Origin of the sequence: Pedobacter sp. R-06 (assembly GCF_049913135.1) — a bacterium.
Lineage (GTDB): Bacteria > Bacteroidota > Bacteroidia > Sphingobacteriales > Sphingobacteriaceae > Pedobacter.
In genome coordinates this window covers 1,037,014-1,059,553 of sequence record NZ_CP183977.1, presented here as the reverse complement: position 1 = coordinate 1,059,553, position 22,540 = coordinate 1,037,014, and the positions used below count along the sequence as shown (strand labels likewise).

Here is a 22,540-nt window from a genome sequence, read left to right as displayed (position 1 = left end):
CACTATATTAATTTTAAAATAAACATAATTACACTGCGTAAGCTTACAATCATTACAATAATCCCCACGGCAACCATAATGGTTTTTGCAGAAATTTTGTTCGATACTTTTGCAGCTATTGGTGATGCGATTGCACTACCGATAATTAAACCTACAACAGCTTCCCAATGTTTGCCACCTAACATGGTGAAAAATGTAAGCGAACTTAGGGTGGCGATAAAAAAGCGGCTGATTTTTACGGTACCTAAAGAAAATAATGGGTGACGGCCACCTGCAATTAAGCTCGATAATACAATTGAACCCCAGCCACCACCAAAAGCAGCATCGATAAAACCACCAACAAAGCCCAATAAACCAATTTTTTTAATTTTTTGATCGGCTTTTTTTCTTTTCACATTGAAAGCTTTCATTAAAATGATTCCACCTAAAAACAAGGTGTAAACCGCTACAATAGGTTTCACATAAGCACTATAATGTTCTAATGAAGAAAGGATATAGGCACCTAAAACTGCACCGATTATAGCAGGAAGGATTAAAATTTTGAATAATTTCCAGTTTACGTTACCCATACGGTAATGCATCCAACCTGCAATTCCATTGCTCATTACCTCAGAAATGTGAATGGCCATACTTGCCGATGCTGGAGGTAAGCCCATCGCTAATGAGAATGATGCAGTAGTAACACCATACGACATGCCAATTGCACCATCAATCAATGCGAATAAAAACCCGGCACCTAAAAACCAATAGAATAAGGGATCAATATTGATCAGGAAAGTCTGAAATTCTGGCTCGGTATTCCACAAAGAAAACCCGATAGCACCAATTAGTAAAACAGAGGCGGCCCAGATTAACCATTTAATGTTCCGTTCGGCAAAACTTTTTTTAGGGTTAATTAAACTTTGGGTAACCTTATTGAGTTTTTTAACCTTTGCAGAAAAATCGCCATTTAAAGTTTGGCGCAAAGCGCTCATATTCTGCAAAGTTTCATCTAGTTCCGCAGGTAAACCTTCATTTAAAATCTGCTTTAAACGTTTGGCTATGGTTGGCGATTTACCGTTTGTAGAAATAGCAATCTTTAAATCGCCCTTTTGCACAATCGATCCCAAATAGAAATCGCAAAGTTCAGGCTTATCAGCCACATTGATCAACAGGCCACGCTCATGCGTTACCTTTCTGATCTCTTCATTTAAAATATTGTTATTTGTAGCTGCGAAAACGATATCAATGTCATTCAGATCATCTACATCGAAACTTTTCTGCTTAACTTTTATCAGCGGATAATTTGCGATAAGCGCATAAACTTCTGGTGATACCAGCTCTGCAACAATTGTAATGGTAGCACTATGGCTATTATTTACGATCGCCGTTAATTTCTCGAGCCCAATATTTCCTGCCCCAATTAATAATGTACGCAGCTTGTTCAGCTTTACAAAAACTGGAAAGAGCTGGTTACCTTTTTCTTCTTCCGAAAAAGATGCTGCATTATCAGGTTGGTTAGGCAATACTTGCATATTGTTTAATTAATTTCTTAAATGATGGATGTAATGATACAACTTCTCCAAAAATTAATAAAGCAGGCGCTTTAATATTTTCTTGTTGCACTAAACCTTCTATGGTTTCAACCACGCCAACAACCAATCTTTCATCTTCTGCCGATCCGTTCTGAACCACTGCGGTTGGTAAATGGTGTTTACCTGCAGCTTTAAAAATCTCCACAATTTTAGGTAATTTTTTAAGTCCCATAAGTACCACAACAGTCGCATTAGAATGTGCTGCCTGGTAAATATCTGCCGAAACTTCTCCAGAAGTGGTTGTTCCGGTAATTACCCAAAAGCTTTCGCTCATACCACGGTGTGTAACCGGAATCTGTTGCAATCCTGGTACACCAATAGAACTCGAAATGCCAGGGATAACACTTACCGGAATGCTGTATGATGCGGCATAATCCAATTCTTCGTAACCTCTGCCAAAAACAAATGGATCACCACCTTTTAAACGCACTACGTGACCGTAGTTTAAAGCATAATCGATCATTAATTTATTAATGCTATCCTGAGGATAAGAATGCTCACCTGAACGTTTTCCTACATAAACTTTAATGGCTTCTGCCGGAGCATGCTCCAATAAAGCTTCATTGGTTAAGGCATCGTACAAAACCACATCAGCGGTTTGTAATGCTTTAACCCCTTTTAATGTCAATAAATCAGGATCTCCAGGGCCAGCACCTAAAAGGGTTATTTTTGATTCTTTATTTTGATTAACCATGTTTCTTTTTAATTATTGAATTTTGAATGACTGGATGAAGAGTTGTTTGGCGCATGGCGTTTAGCGTCTGCAGGGCTCAAATCTCATACCTATTGTCTCAAATATCATTTCGCTAATACCGCCCTTTTTTCCTTAATCTGATTTAAAAATTGTTTTGCTTCTTCGAAATATTTCTGAGCAAACTCAGCAGTTGGTTCATTTTTATTGATCTGTAACACCAGGTCTGAAAAATTGGTCGATAAATTAAATTCTCCAGTTTCTACATAGTGGTTATCAAATTCGCGGATCACACCTACCTGTGTGCTGCTGTTTACACCTTTATCTAACAGTAAAGATTTCGCAGCGCTTACAAAAGTGCTGTAAGTATGATAAATGGCATCGGCATAAGCGCCTTTATCTAAGTTTTGTTTCGCCCAATCAAATTTTTCATCAGCTTCTAACAATAAAGTAGCAACTAAATCGATCACTACGCCGGCACACTCGCCTACACCAATTGCAGTTACAAACTCTTCTACATGTCCCCAATCTACAAATTCTTCTGTTTTAAGGTTTGTTAAATCGGCCAGCGGTTTTAACAACTGATAAAAATGATCTTTACCTTTTCTATCATAATATTGGTGAAAGTTCTCATCCACCAGGTTATTGGCTTTAAAATCATTCAAAATGAAATGTAAAACACTTGTTGCTCTTTTAGAAGGCACTTTAATTACACGTTCTGCAACACGGCCAACCCCATTACCAACAGTACCGCCGCCCAACATCACCTGAACTGCGGGAACAACTTTTCCTTCAGCTTTTACTGAACTTCCATGGAAACCAATCTCTGCCAAACCATGCTGACCACAAGAGTTCATACATCCACTGATTTTGATTTTGATGTTTTTCTCGTAGATAAATTCAGGAAAATCAGTATAAATGACCTCTTCTAAAACTTCGGCCAAGGTCATTGAGTTGGATATACCCAAATTACAGGTATCGGTACCGGGACAGGTGGTAATATCGGCTAAACTATCAAAACCTGCCGTAGTAAAACCAATTTTATTTAAAGCAGCATATAAAGAAGGTAATGCTTCTTTGCGTACAAACTTTAACAGCAAGCCCTGGTTTTGGGTAATTCTGATTTCATCGGCCACGTATAACCTGATGGCATCAACAAAAGCCCTTGCTTTATCTGTTTTGATATCGCCTACCTGAACTTTTACATAAACGCCATAAAATCCGGCTTGTTTCTGCTCAATTACGTTAGTGGCTAACCAATGTTTGTAATGGGCTTCGTTTAATATTTCTACCGCAGGGTATTCTTGCGCTAAAGGCAAAGTTGGCTGAGGTACAGTATTAATATCTATTTTAAAGGTTTTTACTTTGTTGGCAATACGCTCTTCAGCAACCAAACGTAAAACTTCTTCTAAACCTAATTTTTGAACCAGGTATTTTAAACGTGCTTTATTACGGTTGGTACGTTCGCCATAACGGTCGAACACACGAAGAACAGATTCAGTAAACGGAATCAATTGATCTTCGGGCAGAAATTCGTGTACCGCATTGGCCAAAAATGGCTGTGCACCTAAACCACCTGCAAACAAAACTTTAAATCCACGTTCGCCATTTTCGTTAATTTTAGGAATAAAACCTAAATCGTGAATGTAACTAAATGCAGTATCTCTATCACTCGAAGAAAATGAAATTTTAATCTTTCTACCCATTTCCTGACAGATCGGGTTACGCAAAAAGTAAGCAAATACCGCCTGCGCATAAGGCGAAACATCAAAAGGTTCTTCAGCATCGATTCCAGAATTTGGAGAAGCCGTTACGTTACGTACCGTATTTCCACAAGCCTCGCGAAGCGTAATATCATCCTGCTCTAATTTTGCCCATAGCTCTGGTGTACGGTCTAAACTCACATAGTGAATCTGAATATCCTGGCGGGTGGTTAAATGTAAATTTCCACTTCCATACTCATCAGCAATATCTGCAATACGTAACAACTGTTTAAAAGTTACCTTACCAAAAGGCAATTTAATACGCACCATTTGTACGCCAGGTTGTCTTTGACCGTAAACACCGCGTGCTAAACGGAGACTTCTAAACTTTTCGTCGTGGATGGTTCCATCTCTAAAAGCTTTAATCTTATTCTCCAAATCGATAATGTCCTGCTCGACAATCGGATTTTCGAGTTCTGTTCTGAAACTTTGCATATGTGTTGTTAGCTTTATTCAAAAAATGCTTCCCTATTACCGAGAAGCATTCCATATTTTATACTTAAAATTATCTGTAGGCTCCTATTACTGCGTTTTACAACAACACATTATTTGCATAGCGATTAATTTGTTAGGTATAAAATTGAAATTCATACGCCAAATATATAAAGTATATAGGAATAGTCGTAATTTATTATGAAAAAATTTACGATATCCTGTTAAAACCACGCAAGATCATCATTTCGAGCGGACCCGATAGCTATCGGGTGTAACAGCCGAGAACCCGAGGGCTCAGCGATGCTAAATCTACAAGGTTAAATTACTTAATCAGCGGGACTAAAAACCGCCACTTGACAACTGGCAACCGAAAACTAAAAATTGCCAAACGAAGAATGAAAACAGCTAACTGCGAACCGAAAATTGCCAACTGATTTGGGCGTTACCTAAGCTGCGCAAAGGTCGGGCTTTGCAGGGCTGCGCTTCGCTCCTGTACCGATTCTTAATCGGTACTGAACCCTTTCAATCCCTAACGCAGAAGCGAGACCTCATAGGTTTCGAAAACCTGCGAGGTCTGTCCCCCGATTGTGCCACTCTCTCTGTTAAATAAACCCGATTGAAGTGAACATTCCGATCCTTTATCGGAATAAAACGGAAAGCGGGACTGAAAACCACTATGAAAAACTGAACTTTCATTTCCCCCCAAAAAAAATCCCAAACTCAATAAAATGAACTTTGGGATTAATATTTTAAAATCTGCCACGTGTAAGACATATCTTCATAGATGCTGAAACAAGTTCAGCATGACGAATTGGGCCACGTGAAAATAAATATTATAAATTAACGATACCGATTTTCAGATTATCCTCTCTACCGATTACATCAGCAATGCTGGTTTCGGTTAATACCTTAAGGGTAGCATCTCTAACATCGATAAACGCACTTCTAATTCCGCATGTTTTCTCATCTACACATTCATCACATTTGTGATAAAAATTCAAACTTGCACAGGGAACCATGGCAATAGGGCCATCCGTTACACGCATTACATGTACCAATAAAATCTCTTCAGGTTTTTTATTGAGGCTGTAACCGCCGCCTGCACCTTTTTTACTGTATAAAAAGCCAGCATTACGCAGATCGAGCAGAATTTGCTCCAAGAATTTTTTCGGGATATGCTCCTCCTCTGCAATTTTCGAAATTTGCATTGGTGGTTTATCTAAATTTTTACCAAGCGCAACAAGCGCTTTTATGGCATACTTTGTTTTTTTGGACAGCATATTCGCACAAAGCTAATAAAAGAAAGTAAATTATAAAATATGCAACAGGAAGTTGATTTTAATTCAACATACTATGATATTTATAAATATAAAGCATTATAACGATAATGCTTTAATCAAACCAGCGTAAAAATAACCAGTAACCGTAACAGTAGCTAATTACCAGCGTTTAAATTCTATTTTTACCCCACATTCTGATTTACAGATTTTTAACAATGAAAAGAAAACTCAATCTATTACCGCTCATTATCGTTGCAATTATATTTTTTGCCCTAAATGCCTATGTTTTATCGGGCCTGGGTACCATTAATCAATCTACCTGGCTTAGTCCTATTTTCTGGGTGTTTATTGTTGGGCTAACTTTTGCTCTGCTATACGCCATACAGCAAATGCGGATTCAGGGCATGAACCGGTTTTTCCAGATCATCAGTCATGCTTTTTTGATCATCTTTGCCGCAGAGCTCGTGTTCGCTTTTTTTCTGCTACTCGGTGATGTTTACCGCTTGCTGTTAGGTTTAGCTACTAATTTTCAGCCCGAAGGTTTCCACATGTTAAGCCGGAGCAATTACTGGGTAGATTTTGCCTTTGTAATGTTCTGTTTAACCATCGCCTTATTTGCTTATGGCATTACGCAAGGGAAATATGCTTACCGTGTAATTAAACATACTTTGTATTTTGATGATCTGCCTGCCAGTTTTGACGGTTTTACCCTAACGCAGATCTCGGATGTACATGCCGGAAGTTTTACCAATCCTAAAGCGGTACAAAAAGGCATCGATATGATTAATGCCCAAAAGAGCGATCTGTTTGTTTTTACGGGCGACCTGGTAAATAATGCTTCATCGGAAATTGTGCCCTACATTGGACATTTTTCGCAGATTAAAGCCCCTTTCGGACAATTTTCTGTTCTGGGTAATCATGATTATGGTGATTATATTAAATGGCCTACCGAAGCAGATAAAATACAGAACCTGAATCAGTTAAAAGCTTACCACAAAGAACTTGGTTTCAAGCTTTTACTGGATGAACATGTTGAATTGCATAAAAATGGTGAGAAAATCATACTGGCAGGAATAGAAAACTGGGGAATTGGTTTTGGAGAACGTGGAGACTTAAACAAAGCCCTGCAAAATACTGATGTCGACGATTTTAAAATCCTGTTATCGCACGATCCTTCGCATTGGGATGCGCAGGTAAAAAATTATCCTTCAAAAATCCAACTTTCATTGGCTGGACATACACACGGCATGCAGTTTGGCATCGAAGCTTTTGGGATTAAGTGGAGTCCGGTAAAATACCGTTATAAACATTGGGCGGGGATTAAAACCGAAAATGGAAGATACCTTAATGTAAACAGAGGCTTCGGTTTCCTCGGTTTTTCGGGCCGGATTGGGATCTGGCCGGAGATTACTGTGATAGAATTGAAGAAGAAATAAGGAAATCGCCATTACTAATAATTTCCTTAAAAAGGTCGTCATTTCGAGCGAAGTGCAACGAAGCCGAGAAATCTATTAAGATAGATCTCTCCATTCCGCTACGCTCCAGTCGAGATGACGATCAATAATTTTAATAATTAAGCGTATAAGTTAAATTATACGTACGGCCGCGGCCTGCATAATAAAAGGTTTCTGGTCTGGCTAATGACGCATACAAAATTGATGAACGTTGGCTCCAAACTGTTTGGTAATTTTTGTTCAACAGGTTTTGTACACCAAATGATAAACTTCCGGTAAATAATTTAACCGAACCCAATAAATCAACAGTAGTAAAGCCTTTTAACTCATTTTGTACCACAACATTTCCAACTGTAGCATAACCTTTCGAATCAAATGAGTGGAAAGCCTGTGCCTTTATTCCAAAAACTTTTCCGTTATAACCCAGATAACCTGCAATTTTTGATGGACTTGCAACGGTTACATCCTGTAATGACCAGGTACCATCAGCATTTTGTTTCTGTGTTTTAATGTACAAACCATTTACACCAGCTTCAAAACCATTTTTCAGGTTCAATGATAATGAACCTTCAACACCTAAATTTCTTACATTCTCATCAAAAACTTCAATATTGAATGTACTATTGGTTTTTACATTTTTATCAGATAAGGCATAAAAACCCGCTACCTGTGCATTAAATACACCTGTGCGGTAACGATAACCGGCTTCGTACTGTTCTGTTTTGATACCTGTTAAAGGAGAACTTCCAACATTGATCGAGTTGCCTAAATTATAGTTGGTGCCTACCAGGGTATAAGTACCCTGTCCGTAATATTTTGCCGGATCGGCCAGGTTAAAGCCTTGCGAGAAATTAAGCCATGCTTGTTGAGCCGCATTGATTTTAAATACTAAACCACCATTTAATAAATTCACATCGTAATGATTTTCACCGCCAGCAATAGCTGTAGCTGTTCTGCCTACACCATAAGCTAAAGGTACAGAAGCAGCGGTGCCTACAAAATCGCCAACCTTAACAAACATACGCTGCTGACGCACACCGCCGGACAGGCTTAAAAAGTCGGTTACCTTAACCTGTGCCTGTAAAAAGCCTGATAACCCATTTACCCTGAAATTAGGATAACGGGCAATAGTGGCTATTGTACTGTTGTTTAAACCACCAGATGCAAAGGCCTTTGTCCGATCAAACAAGGCTTGCTGTGCGTTAAAATTTTCGTTATCTGCATCAATACCATAAGTAAGGTTCAATCTGTTCCAGTCTTTGTTCAATACCAGTTTTAAAGCACTATAATTTGTATTTTGGATGGATGAACCACTGTAAAGTCTTTGCGGTATTGCCGCTTGCCCTGGGAATGGGTGAAAGCTAAATTGTTCGTTTCTTGCCGCTGCCTGTACATAAAGTGTTTGCCCACCCAAAATGTCGCTTGCCTGGTAATTGGCATTGATATTCGCCCTGCTTGTTTTTGGATCAACATCTGATGAATAACCGTTTCTCATTTCTAAAAGCGCTGGATTTGATAATAATCCACCATAATTTGCACCCAGGAAAAGGTCTTTATCTCCACGGTAACCCGAATTGTAATATTGAGCATTCACCGATAGTTTTTGATACTCAGTCAATTTAAATTCGGTACTTCCGAAAAAATCGAATGATTGGTTATACTGTAAATCGGTTTGTGTAATATCGGTAAAGATCTGTTTTCCATCTGCACCATAAGCTGCATTGTTTTTTTGGAAAGCCATACCAATGCGTCCGTTCCAATCTCTGCTCCCGCCAGAAATAGCCTGTGCCACACGTACATCATGATCACTTTTTTCTTTTAAACCGCTGCGCATACCAACTTGTGTAGTGAAACTTGGCTGACTATCCTGTCCTTTTTTAGTAATAATATTGATAATACCACCTGTTGCACCACCGCCATAAACCGCACTTGCACCAGATAACACCTCAATACGTTCGATGTTGAAAGGATCTATTGATTCGAACTGACGGCTTACACCACGTGTACTGTTTAACGATACACCATCAATCATCACCAATGCATCTCTGCCCCGTTGGTTCTGTCCGTAGTTGGTACGTCCTTCCGGCCCGGCATCTAAACTCGGAATTAATTGTGCTAAGGTTTGTTTAAGTGGGATCCCTGCCCTTGCCTGTTCCTGGATTTTTGCACCGTCTACTACCCAAACCGTACCCGGTATCTCGCTGATTTTGGTCGGTTTACGCGATGAAACCACCACAACCTCTTGCATATTCGATGTTGGGCTTAAATAAAGGGTCAAATTAACGGTCTGATCTTTAGTTAAACTCACTTTTTGCAGTATGGTAGTATACCCTACATAACTCACCTGTAATTTGTAAGAACCTTCGGTTAACTTTAATTCAAAGCTACCATCGGCAGCTGTTGTAGCTGAAGCATTTTTACCTTCAACTTTAATATTTGCCCCCGCGAGTGGTGCGGTTTCTCCAATTACCTTTCCGGTAACGGTTTGAGCTTTGCCTGTTAAAATAAATCCACAGACAAGGATTGCAATTAAGTATAGATTTTTCATTCGTATAAATTTGGTTTTAATGGTAATGAAGCTATCATGATTTAGTTCATCAATGATTATTATTTTTTTGCGCAAATCAATCATTTATTTAGATTAAATCCAAATAAAATAATTTATTTTTTCTCTTCAGTTATACTAAAACGATTAATCATCAACCAGCAAACAACTTACTAACAATGTGTTAAAAATATTTTAAATATTATTTTTAATCAATCTAAATAAAAATATACCTTAGCAAACAGAATCATGGTCAAAATCGATCGATTTTTTTAAGCCGCTCAAACCAAGTATTATTTGAAAAATGTGGCATTGATATGCCCTAATTTATTGCCTTTTAACCTTAATCTTTTGAAAAATTGAAAAACTAATGTTTACATCAGACCTCGAAAAACATGAACTTATTGATTTCCTTACGGAAAGTCCAACCAAGGAAATCTTTCACCACGAAAATGAAGCAGAGTACCTGCATGCAATAGGAAAAGTTACCCAGGCGGTAAAAAAATTCCTCAACAACAATCAACAGCCTTTTAGTGGTGTATCGCCGTCGGACTTAAGACCGATGTTTGATTCGATTGAATTTGAAAAAACGCACGACAATTACGATGCTTTACTTAAAGAAGTTGAACAGCTTTATACCAGCCATGCGGTGGCCTTCCACCACCCTGCTTATATTGCCCATTTAAATTGTCCGATTGTTATTCCAGCGGTGGCTGCAGAGGTCATGATTTCGGCCATAAACTCATCAATCGATACCTGGGACCAAAGTGCCGGAGGTACATTAATTGAGCAAAAGCTGATCGAATGGACCTGCGACCAGATCGGTTACAGCAAAAAAGCAGACGGTATTTTTACTAGTGGTGGTACCCAAAGCAATTTAATGGGGCTTTTATTGGCCCGCGATCATTATTCCATTACTGTACTAAATCACAATATTAAGGTAGACGGTCTACCGCAGGAAGCTGCTCGTTTCAGGATTTTTGTTTCGGAAAAAGCGCACTTCAGTATTCAGAAAAATGCCTCCCTTTTAGGTTTAGGCGAAAAATCGGTAATCAAGATCAAAACCGATCGCAGCTTTAGGATGAATACCGTTTTATTGGAAGACGCTATTAACCGCGAAATTAATCAGGGCAACATCCCTATTGCCATTGTAGGCACAGCAGGAACTACCGATTTCGGAAATGTTGATCCGCTGAAAGAACTTGCTTCCATCAGTAAAAAATACAATACCTGGTTCCACATCGATGCAGCCTATGGCTGTGGTTTACTGCTAACGGATAAGTACCGCAGTTTGCTGAATGGAATTGAGCTGGCCCATTCGGTTACGGTTGATTATCATAAATCTTTCTTCCAGCCGGTAAGTAGCAGCGGTTTCCTGGTACGGGATAAAAACTTTTTCAACCTGATTACACACCATGCCGATTATTTAAATCCAAAAGATCATGATGAGGATGGCTTACCCAACCAGGTAAACAAATCGATACAAACCACCCGACGCTTTGATGCTTTAAAACTCTGGTTTACGCTAAGGATGATGGGCAGAAACAAATTAGGAGGTTATTTTGATACGATTATCGAAACCGCAGCCAAAATTGCCGATCTGTTACATTTTGATAGTGATTTTGAGCTAATGAACGAATCAGACATCAGTGCATTGGTGTTCCGCTACCGACCAAAAAATGTTCGCTTAGATGTTTGTGCCATGAACCAGTACATCAAAAAAGCCATGTTTAACCAAGGAAAGGTATTGGTTGCCGGCACTAAGATTAACCAGCAATTCTACCTCAAATTTACCCTACTTAATCCGCTTACTACCATCAGCGATATTGAAAACATTATTAAAATTATTAAAAAACATGGAAACGAATACGTTAGACTCAATCAAACTTCAGCAGATTTCAGAAGAAACTAATTTTAATGCACTTCTAAACAGTTATTGCAGGGAATTTAATAACTGGAGTCGCTACGTCGGCATCCCTAAATATGATGATTCTTTAGCCAATTACCTGGTTACGACAACCAATCGTTTGCACATCAGGTTCGATTTTACGGCTATTGGGTTCGAGGTATATGCGCCTTTAAAATTTTACGCTGATAGTGGCCGGCATGTGTTCAATTTCCCCATAATCGAACGAAATGTTACTACAGATGTTATCAGTCCGATCAGCATTTACAGGTTTATGGAACTGGCTATTAAATTCAGCGCCGAAGAATTTCCTGATGTTGATGCTAATCTGGTAAAACAACGTTTAGCCAATAGTGTAGAAAATCTTGAAGCATTTTTATCGTTCTTCAAACAGAATGGCAGGCCTGCAAATTTTGCTAAAATGAATTTTATTGAGGCTGAGCAATCCTTGTTTTTAGGTCACAATGCACATCCACTTCCTAAAGGGAGATCCGGTTTTAACAATAAAGAAGAGCTTTTTAAATATTCACCAGAAACCCAAGGTCGTTTCCAGCTGGCCTATTTCCTGATCTCAGCCAAAAATATTGTTGAGAAAAATGCGGAAGGTTTTGACATGACTGATCTTTTCAGAATTGAATTGTTAGATAGTAATCATACTGAAACCATTCATTTACTCGATCAACACCCAGACCATAAAGTTGTACCCATGCATCCATGGGAGGCTGAATACCTGCTTACCCTCCCTAGCGTAAAAGCGATGCAGGAAGAAAAGCTCCTGTTTTATCTCGGACATTTTGGAGAATTCTATACACCAACATCTTCGGTAAGGACAGTTTACAATGCATCGAGCGATTGGATGCTTAAATTTTCGTTACACGTAAAAATAACTAACTCGCAAAGGGTTAACCTGGTTAGAGAGCTTCACCGTGGCTATGACATAAGTAAACTTCTAAAGACCGAATACGGCAAAGCAGCCAAAGCCGAATTTCCGGAAATTGAATTTATTACCGATCCTGCATTTATCACCGTAAACTATAAAGGCGAAACCATTGATGGTTTTAATATCAGTATCAGACACAATCCTTTTAAGGGTGAAGGTGCCGAGAAAAATGTAACCCTTTTGGCCGCGCTTTGTCAGGATGCTTTATTAGGCCAAAAACCAAGGATTGCAAACATCATTGAAGAAGCAGCGATCAGTAAAAACAAAACGATTGCCCATACTGCTGTAAACTGGTTTAAACAATACCTGCACCTTTGCGTTGCGCCGATTGTTGGGCTTTACAACAATTTCGGGATGGCATTTGAGTTCCATCAGCAAAATGTGATGGTAGAACTGGGTAAAGATTATTATCCTGCCAAACTTTATTTCAGGGATAATCAGGGCTTTTTCTTTAGTGACGCCAAAGCAGAGGCATTAGAAAAAGTATCTCCTGGTATTGCTACAGAAAGTGGCTCTATTGTACCAAATGCATATATCCTGCCAAAACTTACCTATTACCTGCTCATCAACAACATTTTAGGCGTAGTAAATGCCATTGCAAGCAACAATCTCGCCGATGAGAAAACCTTGATTGATCTCGTTTATCTGGAGTTTAAACAATTCGAAAACAGCGACACTACAGGTTTGGTAGATTATATCATCAACCGCCGTAGCTGGGAGGTAAAAGGTAACCTGTTGACCAATCTCTGCAATATCGACGAGGCCAGTGCACCTATCGATAATCCGGCTATTTACCGTGAATTTCCGAATCCTCTATCTAAATATTTCTTCTCCGAAAACCTGATCAAGCCGAAAACCAAAGAGGTGCTGTACAGCAGGTTTTTCCCAAAAGAAAATATAACAATCAATATCCGTCCGTTTAATATCGACCGCGATCTGGAAATGGTTCATGATTGGTTTAACCAGGAACATGCCAAACCCATTTGGAAGATGGATGGACCGATTAGAGGTTTAGAACTATTCTACAGAACCTTATTGCCAAACGATTCATCGCACAGTTTTATAGGCGAAATAAACGGCGAACCCACGTTTACCATAGAGCCTTACTGGCCTATGCGCGATGGTGTAGGTGCCTGCTACGAGGCCTTAACAACCGACTATGGTGCGCATTTGCTGATTGCGCCAACAGATAAAGATAAAAAATTCAGTTTTGAAACCGGCCAGGCTTTAATGGATTTCATTTTCGAACAACCCGAAGTAGGTAAATGCATCGGCGAAGCAGCTGTTGAAAGCCGGGCAATGCACATTTTTGTAACCCGACTAGGCTTCAAATTAGAAAAAGTGATCCAGATGCCTTACAAAATGGCCAATCTTACCTTCTGCTACCGCGATTGGTACTGGGAAAAGTTTCCTGAAGCCAAAGCACATGCCATGATTAAGTTAGCACAGTTTGAAACGGAGGAAATTTAAATGCAGAACCAAAAAACATACGACATTGTAGGAATCGGTATTGGCCCATTTAATTTGGGTTTGGCGGCCCTGTGTGCCCCAATAAACAGCTTATCAACCTTATTTTTAGATCAGGCGAGCGAATTTAACTGGCACCCTGGTATGATGTTAAACGATGCCACCCTACAGGTTCCCTTTATGGCCGATCTGGTTACCATGGCCGATCCAACCAGTCCGTACAGCTTTTTAAACTATCTTAAGCAAACAGATCGCCTTTACAAATTCTACATTAGAGAAGATTTTTTTGTATTACGAAAGGAATACAATGCTTATTGTAAATGGGCGATTAATCATCTGCAAAACTGCCATTTCGGACAGAAAGTAATCAGTATAAATTATATTGATGGTGTTTATCAGGTTGAAAAAGTTGATCAAGTAACACAAGCAAGCGAAACTATTTTTACCAAGAAAATCGTACTCGGAACAGGAACAGCCCCAAAAGTCCCCAGCTTTATTACACCCGTTCATAAAAACGCGATACACTCTTCAGCGTATTTAAAGTTTAAATCTACTTTACTAGAGCAAAAAACGGTGTCGATAATTGGCTCAGGACAGAGTGCAGCCGAAATTTTCTACGATTTATTGCCTGAAACGGAGAATGGTTTAAAATTAAAATGGTTTACCCGACCTGATCGCTTTTTCCCGATGGAGTATTCTAAGTTGACACTTGAACTTACTTCGCCCGAATATGTAGACCACTTTTATAACCTTAGTGATACCAAACGCAAACAGCTTTTAGGAAAACAAAATTCGCTGTTTAAAGGTATAAACTTCGAACTGATTAACCAGATTTTCGATAAACTTTACGAATTGAGTGTTGATGGCGAAAAGGTAAATGCCGAATTGATGCCCAACTGCCAACTAAACAATTTAACAGTAAAAACAGACGGCAAATATCAGCTCGATTTTTTTCATATCGAAAGCGAAAAAGATTTTGCCGTTGATACTGATTTTGTGGTATTGGCAACTGGTTATAAATATAATGAGCCAAACTTCCTATCTAATATCAATGATCGCATAGCGCGCAATAGCGACGGACTTTTTCAGGTACACCGCAACTATGCTATTGATGTAAACGGAAACGAAATCTTTGTTCAAAATGCTGAACTGCATACCCACGGTTTCGTAACACCCGATCTGGGCATGGGTGCCTATCGCAATGCATTCATTATCAATGCCATTTTAGGCTTCGAAATCTATAATGTAGAAAAACGGATTGCTTTCCAGCAGTTTAGCGTAGCAGATGAAATACAGGAAAATGAATTATCTAACGCAGTGCTGCAATTATCTGAAGATTAAATTGAACATGTCGGTCGGGATTTTAAATCCAGACTAAACCAAAGATTTGTCATCCTGTCCATAGGACTCCTACGGAGAGCTTGTCGAAGGACTTAGTTAAATATTGTTGAATGTGTTTCGACAGGCTCAACATGACAGTATCTCACAGAGAACATAATCAACTCTGAACTAACACAAATAAAAAATTAATACCATGAATTACAACAACTTCAATCACATAAAACCTTTAAATAAAGAAATCTGGGATAAAGTAAACCGCAACTACATCGCAAAATCGATCGTAGAGTTGATGCACGAAAAATTAGCTGAACCAATGCTGATCAATACAGATGAACAAGGAAATTCTGATTTCCGCCTTGCTACCGATTCTGATGAGATCTATTATACTTTTTCAGGTCAACAGCGTGCTTTAGATTACCTGCATATAGATAAACGGAGTATCAAAAAATTTGTAAATGGCGAAAGTGTAGCCGTAAACAACGCTCCGGCTTTTTATACCGAACTACAACAGACTTTCGGCATTAAACCATTTACTTTAGCTCATTTTGTTGAAGAAACCCTAAATACTTTATATGCCGATGCTTACATTCATCAAAAAGGCAGGTTAACTGCTGATGAATTAGCCAATGCTGATTACCAAACCATCGAACATCAAATGGATGGACATCCCTGGGCCACCATCAACAAAGGACGGATCGGATTTAACCATAGCGACCAAGGAAAATATGCCCCAGAAGCTGCTCAAAGAACGCAATTGGCTTGGCTAGCGGTACATAAAACAAGAGCAGAATTTAAAAGTATCGAAAGCATTTCTCCATTTTCTTTTTATAATGAAGAACTCAGCTTAAAGCAGGTTCACGATTTTAATCAGGTATTAATCCAACAGCAGTTACAACCTGAAGATTATTTTTTTATCCCTGTTCACGAATGGCAATGGAACAATAAAATCGTATTGCAACTTGCACACGATATTGCCCATAATTTAATTATACCTGTTGGCTTAGGCAATGATGAATACATGTGCCAAAACAGTATACGGACCTTTTTTAATGTAAGCGAAACTAAAAAACATTACGTAAAAACGGCCATTTCTATTTTAAACACATCGATTTTCAGGGGACTTTCGCCTAAAAAACTCGCTATTGCACCAAAGGTAACCCAATGGGCAAAAGACATGCTTCAGGGGGATGAGTATTTAAAACAGACCCGTGTGGTACTTTTGGGCGAAGTAGCTACAGTAGCTTATACCCACCCACAATACAGTGAAATTCCGGATTCTCCATATCAATATCAGGAGTTTTTAGGTGCAATCTGGCGTGAGAGTGCCGAAAATTATCTGTTAGAAGGCGAAAACATCATGACAATGGCCAGTCTACTTTATGTAGATGACAATGGTAAAAGCATGGTACAGGCATTGATCGAAAAATCTGGATTGGATGCAGAAACCTGGTTAAATGCTTATTTATCGGCCTATTTAAAGCCGGTATTAAGAATCTTTTATAAGCATGCCTTTTTCTTTAGTCCGCATGGTGAAAACACCATTTTAGTAATGAAAAATGGTGTTCCGGAACGGATTATCATTAAAGATTTTGTGGAAGAAATTGTACTAACAGAAGAATCTAAAGCAAAATTACCGAATGATCTGGTAGATGTTTTAAGGGAAATTAATGATGAATTGGCGCCTTTGTTTATCCTCTCAGGAATATTTGATGCCGTTTTCAGGTACCTTAGCAATATTTTCCACAGCTATGCTGGGTTAGATGAAAAGCAATTCTGGCGCCAGGTGGCTGATGTAATTTTGGAATTTCAACAGGAAAATCCCGAACTAGCTGCAAAATTCGAAAAATTTGACCTGTTTGTACCCGAATTTATCAGGGTGTGCATAAATCGCGTAAGGTTGTTAACGCATGGTTATAGCGAAAGTACCGATGTTCCGGTTCCTGAGTTGATCGGAACACTGGTTAATCCGGCTGCAGAGGCTTTGAAGGAAGATGTGATGGTATAATTGATGTGCAGTCAGATGTTACCATCTGACTGTTAGGTTAATAAATGCCAGTAAATTACGATTCAAAAATTATTTCGATAATGTCAGATGGTAACATCTGACACCACAAAAAAAAAATAAATCGTCGTTTGCAATCAGAGTTGTCAACTTTCCAGCGAAAGCTTATAAAAGTTGACAACTCTTTTTAAACTATAAAAATAGTTTATACCGATAAAATCATTATCTTGCTTTATAAATCTTTAGCATGAAAACATTAGTATTTATCTTTTTATCGACACTTTTATTCGAAACCCCTACAATTGAAAAAGACCGCGATCGCTGGAAACCTTATTATAACGATACTGCTCCTACAAAAACTGCCGATAACTGGTTTCTTCCTTTTGATGTGGCTAACCGTAAAAAAATAAATAATATCAGAATCATCAGCATTTTTGGCGATCATAGAGATAGTTATGTTAAAGGGCACATACACACGGCTATTGATATTAATCCTGCACAGCCTAAAGCAAAACTGATTAATGTTTACGCCATGGCCAATGGAATAGTCTGCTCTGTCCATTTGGGCGAAAACCAGCGTACAGTTGTGGTTAAACATAAGCTTCCGAGCGGATTAACCATGTTTACCACCTACAAGCACCTTAAAGAAGTTTATGTAAGCAATGGCCAGAATGTTGATCAAAACACCAAATTGGCCAGGTTATTTACACCTCAGGAAAGTAAAAAGTATGGTGGCGATTATCATCATCTTCATTTAGAAATCAGAAAAAAATTCGATGATTATGGCTGTGCAAGCTGGCTAACTTTTAATAATAAACAACTTAACGAACGGTTTTATAACCCTCAGCTATTTATAAAAGAACATATCAAATAATAACAAATTCAAAAAAATATAAACCAAGCCCTTTTTTTCTTGTTGATTAAGAAAACGCTCGTAACTAAATTATTTTGTTATGTACGTAATCTTAGGTGCTTCCGGTCAGGTTGGTTCAGCTATTGTAGATCATTTATTGGCTAAAAAATTAAGCGTTAAAGCAGTTGTTCATCATCCCGATAAAGCTTCAGTAATTAAAGAAAAAGGTGCAGAAGTAGCCATTGCCGATGCTATGGATTTAAATTCATTAATCGAAGCTTTTAAAGGCGGTGATACCCTTTTTGCTTTAACACCTGAAACTGGAAAAACAGAAGATGTGTTAGGTGAAACAAAAACTATCCTGGAAAATTACAATAAAGCCATTAACAGGTCTTCAATTAAAAAAGTTGTCGGATTATCGTCAATTGGTGCACAATACAGTAAAGGGACGGGTAATTTACTAATGTCGTACATGCTAGAGCATGCTTTTACAGATCTGATCATTCCCCAGATTTTTATTCGTCCTGCATATTATTACAGCAATTGGTTAGCTCAGCTGCCCGAAGTTAAAAAGAACGGAAAACTACCCACTTTTTACCCTACCGACTTAACCTTACCTATGGCCTCACCAATGGATGTAGCTTCATTTGTAACTGATGTTTTAATGGAAGATAGTCAATCTAAGATCTATGAAATTGTTGGACCCGAAAAACTAAGTTCTGACGATGTAGCTGCAGCTTTTGAAAAAGTATTAAATAAAGAGGTTAAAGCGAAACAAATTCCGCCGAACGAATGGAACAGAACCCTGCAGAAAATGGGCTTTACACCAGATGCCAGCAAAAATTTTATTGATATGACCCAAACTGTAGTGGATGGCAAAACTTATCCTGAGAACAAGGGAACTACTGTTGTTACATTAAAAACGCGCATTTCCGAATACTTCGAAAATGCGCTACGAGACAATTAAAATAAGTGGTTATAAATATTGGTATTGTCAGAACAGAAATATCTGATATAGCATTAAATCTCAATATGTAAATTTAGGTTTCCCATTATCGCAGGTTACCCCTTTCGGTTGAATTACCAATGCACAATCTGAATATACACCATATTTTTGATTATAATCGGCTTGTAGTTTGGTAAATTGTTCAACCTTTTTCAGAAAAGTGCTTTCATCTATTTTTACAGAATAAGCAATGTAACCTGATGCGCCTCCGCAGGCTTTAGATCCGATAGCAGTGAATTTCCATTCGCCTGCATTTTCACAAGTAAACTGCTGAGCCGATTTTTCGATGTCTTTGTAAAGCTTTTCTAATTCTGACTGATCAACATTCCGCATGGGTTCATCGCGATCAGTACAAGCCCATATCAAACTCATTACCAGCACAATTGAACTTAAAATAAATAGTATCCGTTTCATCGTTGTTACTTTTAACCTAAAACGGGAATTAAAATAAAAACGCTACATCCCTTAAGACCTATGAGGTTTATTGGCAAGATGCTAAGAAACCTCACAGATCTGGAAGTTTTACAGTTAGTTTACAGGAGGAAAATTATAAGGTTTCCAGGCATGAAGTCCGCTCAGCTCTTTCTGCGTTTCTTCACTTATACCTACACCCCAGGTATTAAAAAATGGAGCTAAGTTTCTTTTTACCACATTAGAATAAGTCTTCACCCATAAATCGCGTTTTTGCTGATCGTTTAACCTGCCTATGCTTGGTCCGATTTTTTGGTATTCTTTAAAAAATGCTTTAAAGCTTTCCCATCCAAAACCTTCCTGCATTTGGCGGAACATGATCAGGCCCAAAAAGGCATCACTTTTCCATTTTTCATAACTCGCACCTTCGGCAAAATATTTTTTCATCATCTTTTGCGTATTTGCACTTGATACGCCCGTATGCGAATCGTCGCGTCCGCCCATTAACCTATCGAACATATAAATTGAAAAGAAGTTATTGCTCACTTCGGTAGTGCCACCAAAAACCCAGTTCAAATTCTGCATGTTATGACCAATTTCGTGAAAAAAGCCCCAGTTTGCCCCTCCCTTGCTTGGTTTCATCAGCAACTCAGGATTGGCCATAATTTCGTTCGAGAGCATTTTTCTCGTTGGAGAATGGTGGATCATGATCGGATAACCGCTATGCATATATCCCCCACCGATATGCTCATCTGGCACCATACGTTGAGCCCTGTAAAACGGTGCGGGCATATTGGCCAGATCCAGTTCTCCAAGTACAACTAAATCCCATAGTTTTAATACTTCTTCAGGATTTTTGATGGTTTGTAATACACTATCAGGCAATGTTAAAATCACATTTTCAGTAGCCATTTCGCCCCAAGGTGCTTTATTGTTTTTTAATTGACTCTCCCAATCGCTCTGCGTGCTTTTGCCCAATACAAAAAGTGGGGCTGCAACGGCATGGCTAATCTTGAAATCAATTTTTCTACTTTCCGCCTTAGGTTTAATATTAATGTAAATCAGCCCACCAAAAGGCGACGCTAATCTGTTTTTACCAATAACCAATTGCTGTTTCTTGGTTATAATCGGCATCCTGCGCCAATCTTCCTTGCCTGCTACCCAATAATTCAGCCGATCGCTATGTGCACCGATTTGAACTTCAAGTTCGTTTACATTGGCATCTTTGGGTACATCGATCTCAATATACTCACCAGCTTTTGCGTATAAACCTGTACTGTACATGGTCGCATTATCGTAACCAGAGTAGCCAAGGGTAGATACAATTGAGACTAAACTATCGGCCATTTTTTTATGCTCAATACTTACTGTTTTATTTACAAATTGGAAACCCGTCTTTACTGCACCTGGAAAAAACTCAGCCGATGGTTGTGCTTTTATGTTCTTATAATCTGTACTTTTTAGCGTTTCATCACTCCATTTGGCAATGGCTTTTCTAAATACGGTATCGCTTTTAGAAAGGGTGTGCTGCGCTGTAATGACAATTGTTGCGGGATCTTTTGCTACATCTTGCGCAAAGGTGCTTAAGCCTGTTGCTACTAATGCAAGGGATAATAGTGATTTCATTTGTGTGTTTGGTTTGTTGTTATGTTATACTTTTTTTAGGCGGAAAACCTTGGTTTCGTGAGCAGTTACCTCACCATTCCACTTATTATTTTTGCCAATTACTTTATGTTCCCATAAATCCCTGATCTCATATTTATCAGTCAGTCCTAACTCGGCAAAGTTTATTTTTGTATTTTGGGCAGCTGTCGATTTATTTAAAATCGCAATCGCGAAATCTCCATTGGCTAAAGGACGAACAAAAACATCCCAGCTATCGGTTTTGATTTTTCTTTCGGCCTGTTTGCCCAAAACATCTTGGTTTAATGCAATTACTTCTTCATTTATGAAAATGGTTTTTGCCTCATTATCCATTTTACGGATATCGCAACTTGCATATAACGGCGAATTAAGCATACTGTACAAACTCATTTGACTCTGATATTCAGCCTGGGTACAACCTTTGCCATTAAAAGCTGATGAAGGGCCTTTTGTGCCATGTAAACCTGCCACCAACATATCTCCATCGTTCCATTTACCCGGGCCTGAAAAGCTAGCTAATCCGGCTGTTTTATCTACCACATTGTAAATACCAACTCCACCCTTACCTTCTACATCATTCCATTTATCCCTGATATCGTAAGTAGTACGCCAGCTCTGTCCGCCAACCTGTGCACCCCAGTTCCAGGGTTCGCGTGGACCCCATTCGCAGATTCCCAATACAATATCTCTACCCGATTTGCGTAGCGCCTGTGCTATTTTACCATAACGGGTTTTAGCAGTTTCAACATCCTCTGGAGCATTGCAATAGTCATATTTTAAATAATCTATCCCCCATGAAGCAAAAGTTTTAGCATCCTGATCTTCAAAATTTAAACTTGCGGTATAACCGCCGCAGGTTAAAGGAGCGGCATCAGAATAGATCCCCAGTTTCATCCCTTTGTTATGCAGATAATCGGCCAGGGCTTTAATGCCTGAAGGAAATTTCTTTGGGTCAGCAATAATATTGTTTTTATTATCGCGGCCACCTTGCCAACAATCATCTAAAAAGATATACTGATAACCTGCCTTCACCATTCCGCTGCTGACCATAGCATCGGCCATTTCTTTAATATCCTTTTCGTTGGGATTTTCGGACATAATATTCCAGCTCATCCAGCCCATTGGTGGTGTGGCAGCTAATTTAGTTTCTTGTGCAAAGCTAAGTTGAGAAAACAGCAACAAGCTAAAGCAGATTTTGATAAGTTTCATTTTATTTTGGTTAGACTTC

Annotated in this window: 15 protein-coding genes; 7 read left to right on the top strand and 8 right to left on the bottom strand. The window is 38.8% G+C overall.

The genetic code is table 11. The features are described from left to right. Window positions 1-2: 2 nt before the first annotated feature. The 4 genes from ACN9MR_RS04520 to ACN9MR_RS04505 all read right to left on the bottom strand — a co-directional run bounded on the left by ACN9MR_RS04520 (window position 3) and on the right by ACN9MR_RS04505 (window position 5,743). Window positions 3-1,514: a TSUP family transporter gene (locus ACN9MR_RS04520; RefSeq protein WP_057932865.1), complete on the bottom strand. Its 1,512-nt coding sequence runs from the start codon at window positions 1,512-1,514 to the stop codon at window positions 3-5. Beyond that, window positions 1,498-2,268, bottom strand: coding sequence for a uroporphyrinogen-III C-methyltransferase (gene cobA / locus ACN9MR_RS04515; protein ID WP_426328433.1), 771 nt, complete (start codon window positions 2,266-2,268; stop codon window positions 1,498-1,500). Before cobA ends, ACN9MR_RS04520 begins: the two co-directional genes overlap by 17 nt. A 104-nt stretch (window positions 2,269-2,372) precedes the next feature. Next, window positions 2,373-4,463: a HEPN domain-containing protein gene (locus tag ACN9MR_RS04510; RefSeq protein WP_426328432.1), complete on the bottom strand. Its 2,091-nt coding sequence runs from the start codon at window positions 4,461-4,463 to the stop codon at window positions 2,373-2,375. 833 nt (window positions 4,464-5,296) lie between these two features. After that, window positions 5,297-5,743 (bottom strand): RrF2 family transcriptional regulator, encoded by a 447-nt coding sequence (locus ACN9MR_RS04505; protein ID WP_029275042.1) that lies wholly within the window; start codon window positions 5,741-5,743, stop codon window positions 5,297-5,299. A gap of 215 nt (window positions 5,744-5,958) precedes the next feature. Between ACN9MR_RS04505 and ACN9MR_RS04500 the strand changes: the two genes are divergently transcribed. Next, window positions 5,959-7,179 (top strand): metallophosphoesterase, encoded by a 1,221-nt coding sequence (locus ACN9MR_RS04500; RefSeq protein ID WP_426328431.1) that lies wholly within the window; start codon window positions 5,959-5,961, stop codon window positions 7,177-7,179. Window positions 7,180-7,309: 130 nt separating this feature from the next. Here ACN9MR_RS04500 and ACN9MR_RS04495 read toward each other — a convergent pair whose 3' ends face one another. Then, entirely contained in the window at window positions 7,310-9,745 is a 2,436-nt protein-coding gene (locus ACN9MR_RS04495; RefSeq protein ID WP_426328430.1) for a TonB-dependent receptor, read from the bottom strand. Between the two features lie 367 nt (window positions 9,746-10,112). On the opposite strand from ACN9MR_RS04495, the gene ACN9MR_RS04490 reads away from it, so the two are divergent. The 6 genes from ACN9MR_RS04490 to ACN9MR_RS04465 all read left to right on the top strand — a co-directional run bounded on the left by ACN9MR_RS04490 (window position 10,113) and on the right by ACN9MR_RS04465 (window position 19,218). Continuing rightward, entirely contained in the window at window positions 10,113-11,654 is a 1,542-nt protein-coding gene (locus ACN9MR_RS04490) for a pyridoxal phosphate-dependent decarboxylase family protein (protein WP_426328429.1), read from the top strand. Then, window positions 11,599-14,058, top strand: a complete 2,460-nt coding sequence (locus ACN9MR_RS04485) for a GNAT family N-acetyltransferase (RefSeq protein WP_426328428.1) — start codon at window positions 11,599-11,601, stop codon at window positions 14,056-14,058. Before ACN9MR_RS04490 ends, ACN9MR_RS04485 begins: the two co-directional genes overlap by 56 nt. Continuing rightward, window positions 14,059-15,396 carry a lysine N(6)-hydroxylase/L-ornithine N(5)-oxygenase family protein gene (locus ACN9MR_RS04480; RefSeq protein ID WP_426328427.1) on the top strand — a complete coding sequence of 446 codons (1,338 nt, stop codon included), beginning with the start codon at window positions 14,059-14,061 and terminating at the stop codon, window positions 15,394-15,396. Window positions 15,397-15,589: 193 nt separating this feature from the next. Then, the gene (locus ACN9MR_RS04475) at window positions 15,590-17,401 is read left to right on the top strand and encodes an IucA/IucC family protein (RefSeq protein WP_426328426.1); all 1,812 of its coding nucleotides are present in this window, start codon (window positions 15,590-15,592) and stop codon (window positions 17,399-17,401) included. A 244-nt stretch (window positions 17,402-17,645) separates the two neighbouring features. Further along, window positions 17,646-18,272, top strand: a complete 627-nt coding sequence (locus ACN9MR_RS04470; RefSeq protein ID WP_426328425.1) for a M23 family metallopeptidase — start codon at window positions 17,646-17,648, stop codon at window positions 18,270-18,272. Between the two features lie 79 nt (window positions 18,273-18,351). Further along, window positions 18,352-19,218, top strand: a complete 867-nt coding sequence (locus tag ACN9MR_RS04465; RefSeq protein WP_426328424.1) for an NmrA family NAD(P)-binding protein — start codon at window positions 18,352-18,354, stop codon at window positions 19,216-19,218. Window positions 19,219-19,278: 60 nt separating this feature from the next. Here ACN9MR_RS04465 and ACN9MR_RS04460 read toward each other — a convergent pair whose 3' ends face one another. From ACN9MR_RS04460 to ACN9MR_RS04450, 3 genes are all read right to left on the bottom strand, one after another. After that, window positions 19,279-19,671, bottom strand: a complete 393-nt coding sequence (locus ACN9MR_RS04460) for a hypothetical protein (RefSeq protein WP_426328423.1) — start codon at window positions 19,669-19,671, stop codon at window positions 19,279-19,281. Between the two features lie 114 nt (window positions 19,672-19,785). Beyond that, window positions 19,786-21,294, bottom strand: coding sequence for a M60 family metallopeptidase (locus ACN9MR_RS04455; RefSeq protein ID WP_426328422.1), 1,509 nt, complete (start codon window positions 21,292-21,294; stop codon window positions 19,786-19,788). A gap of 24 nt (window positions 21,295-21,318) precedes the next feature. Then, window positions 21,319-22,521, bottom strand: a complete 1,203-nt coding sequence (locus ACN9MR_RS04450) for a glycoside hydrolase family 27 protein (RefSeq protein WP_426328421.1) — start codon at window positions 22,519-22,521, stop codon at window positions 21,319-21,321. Window positions 22,522-22,540 lie beyond the last annotated feature (19 nt).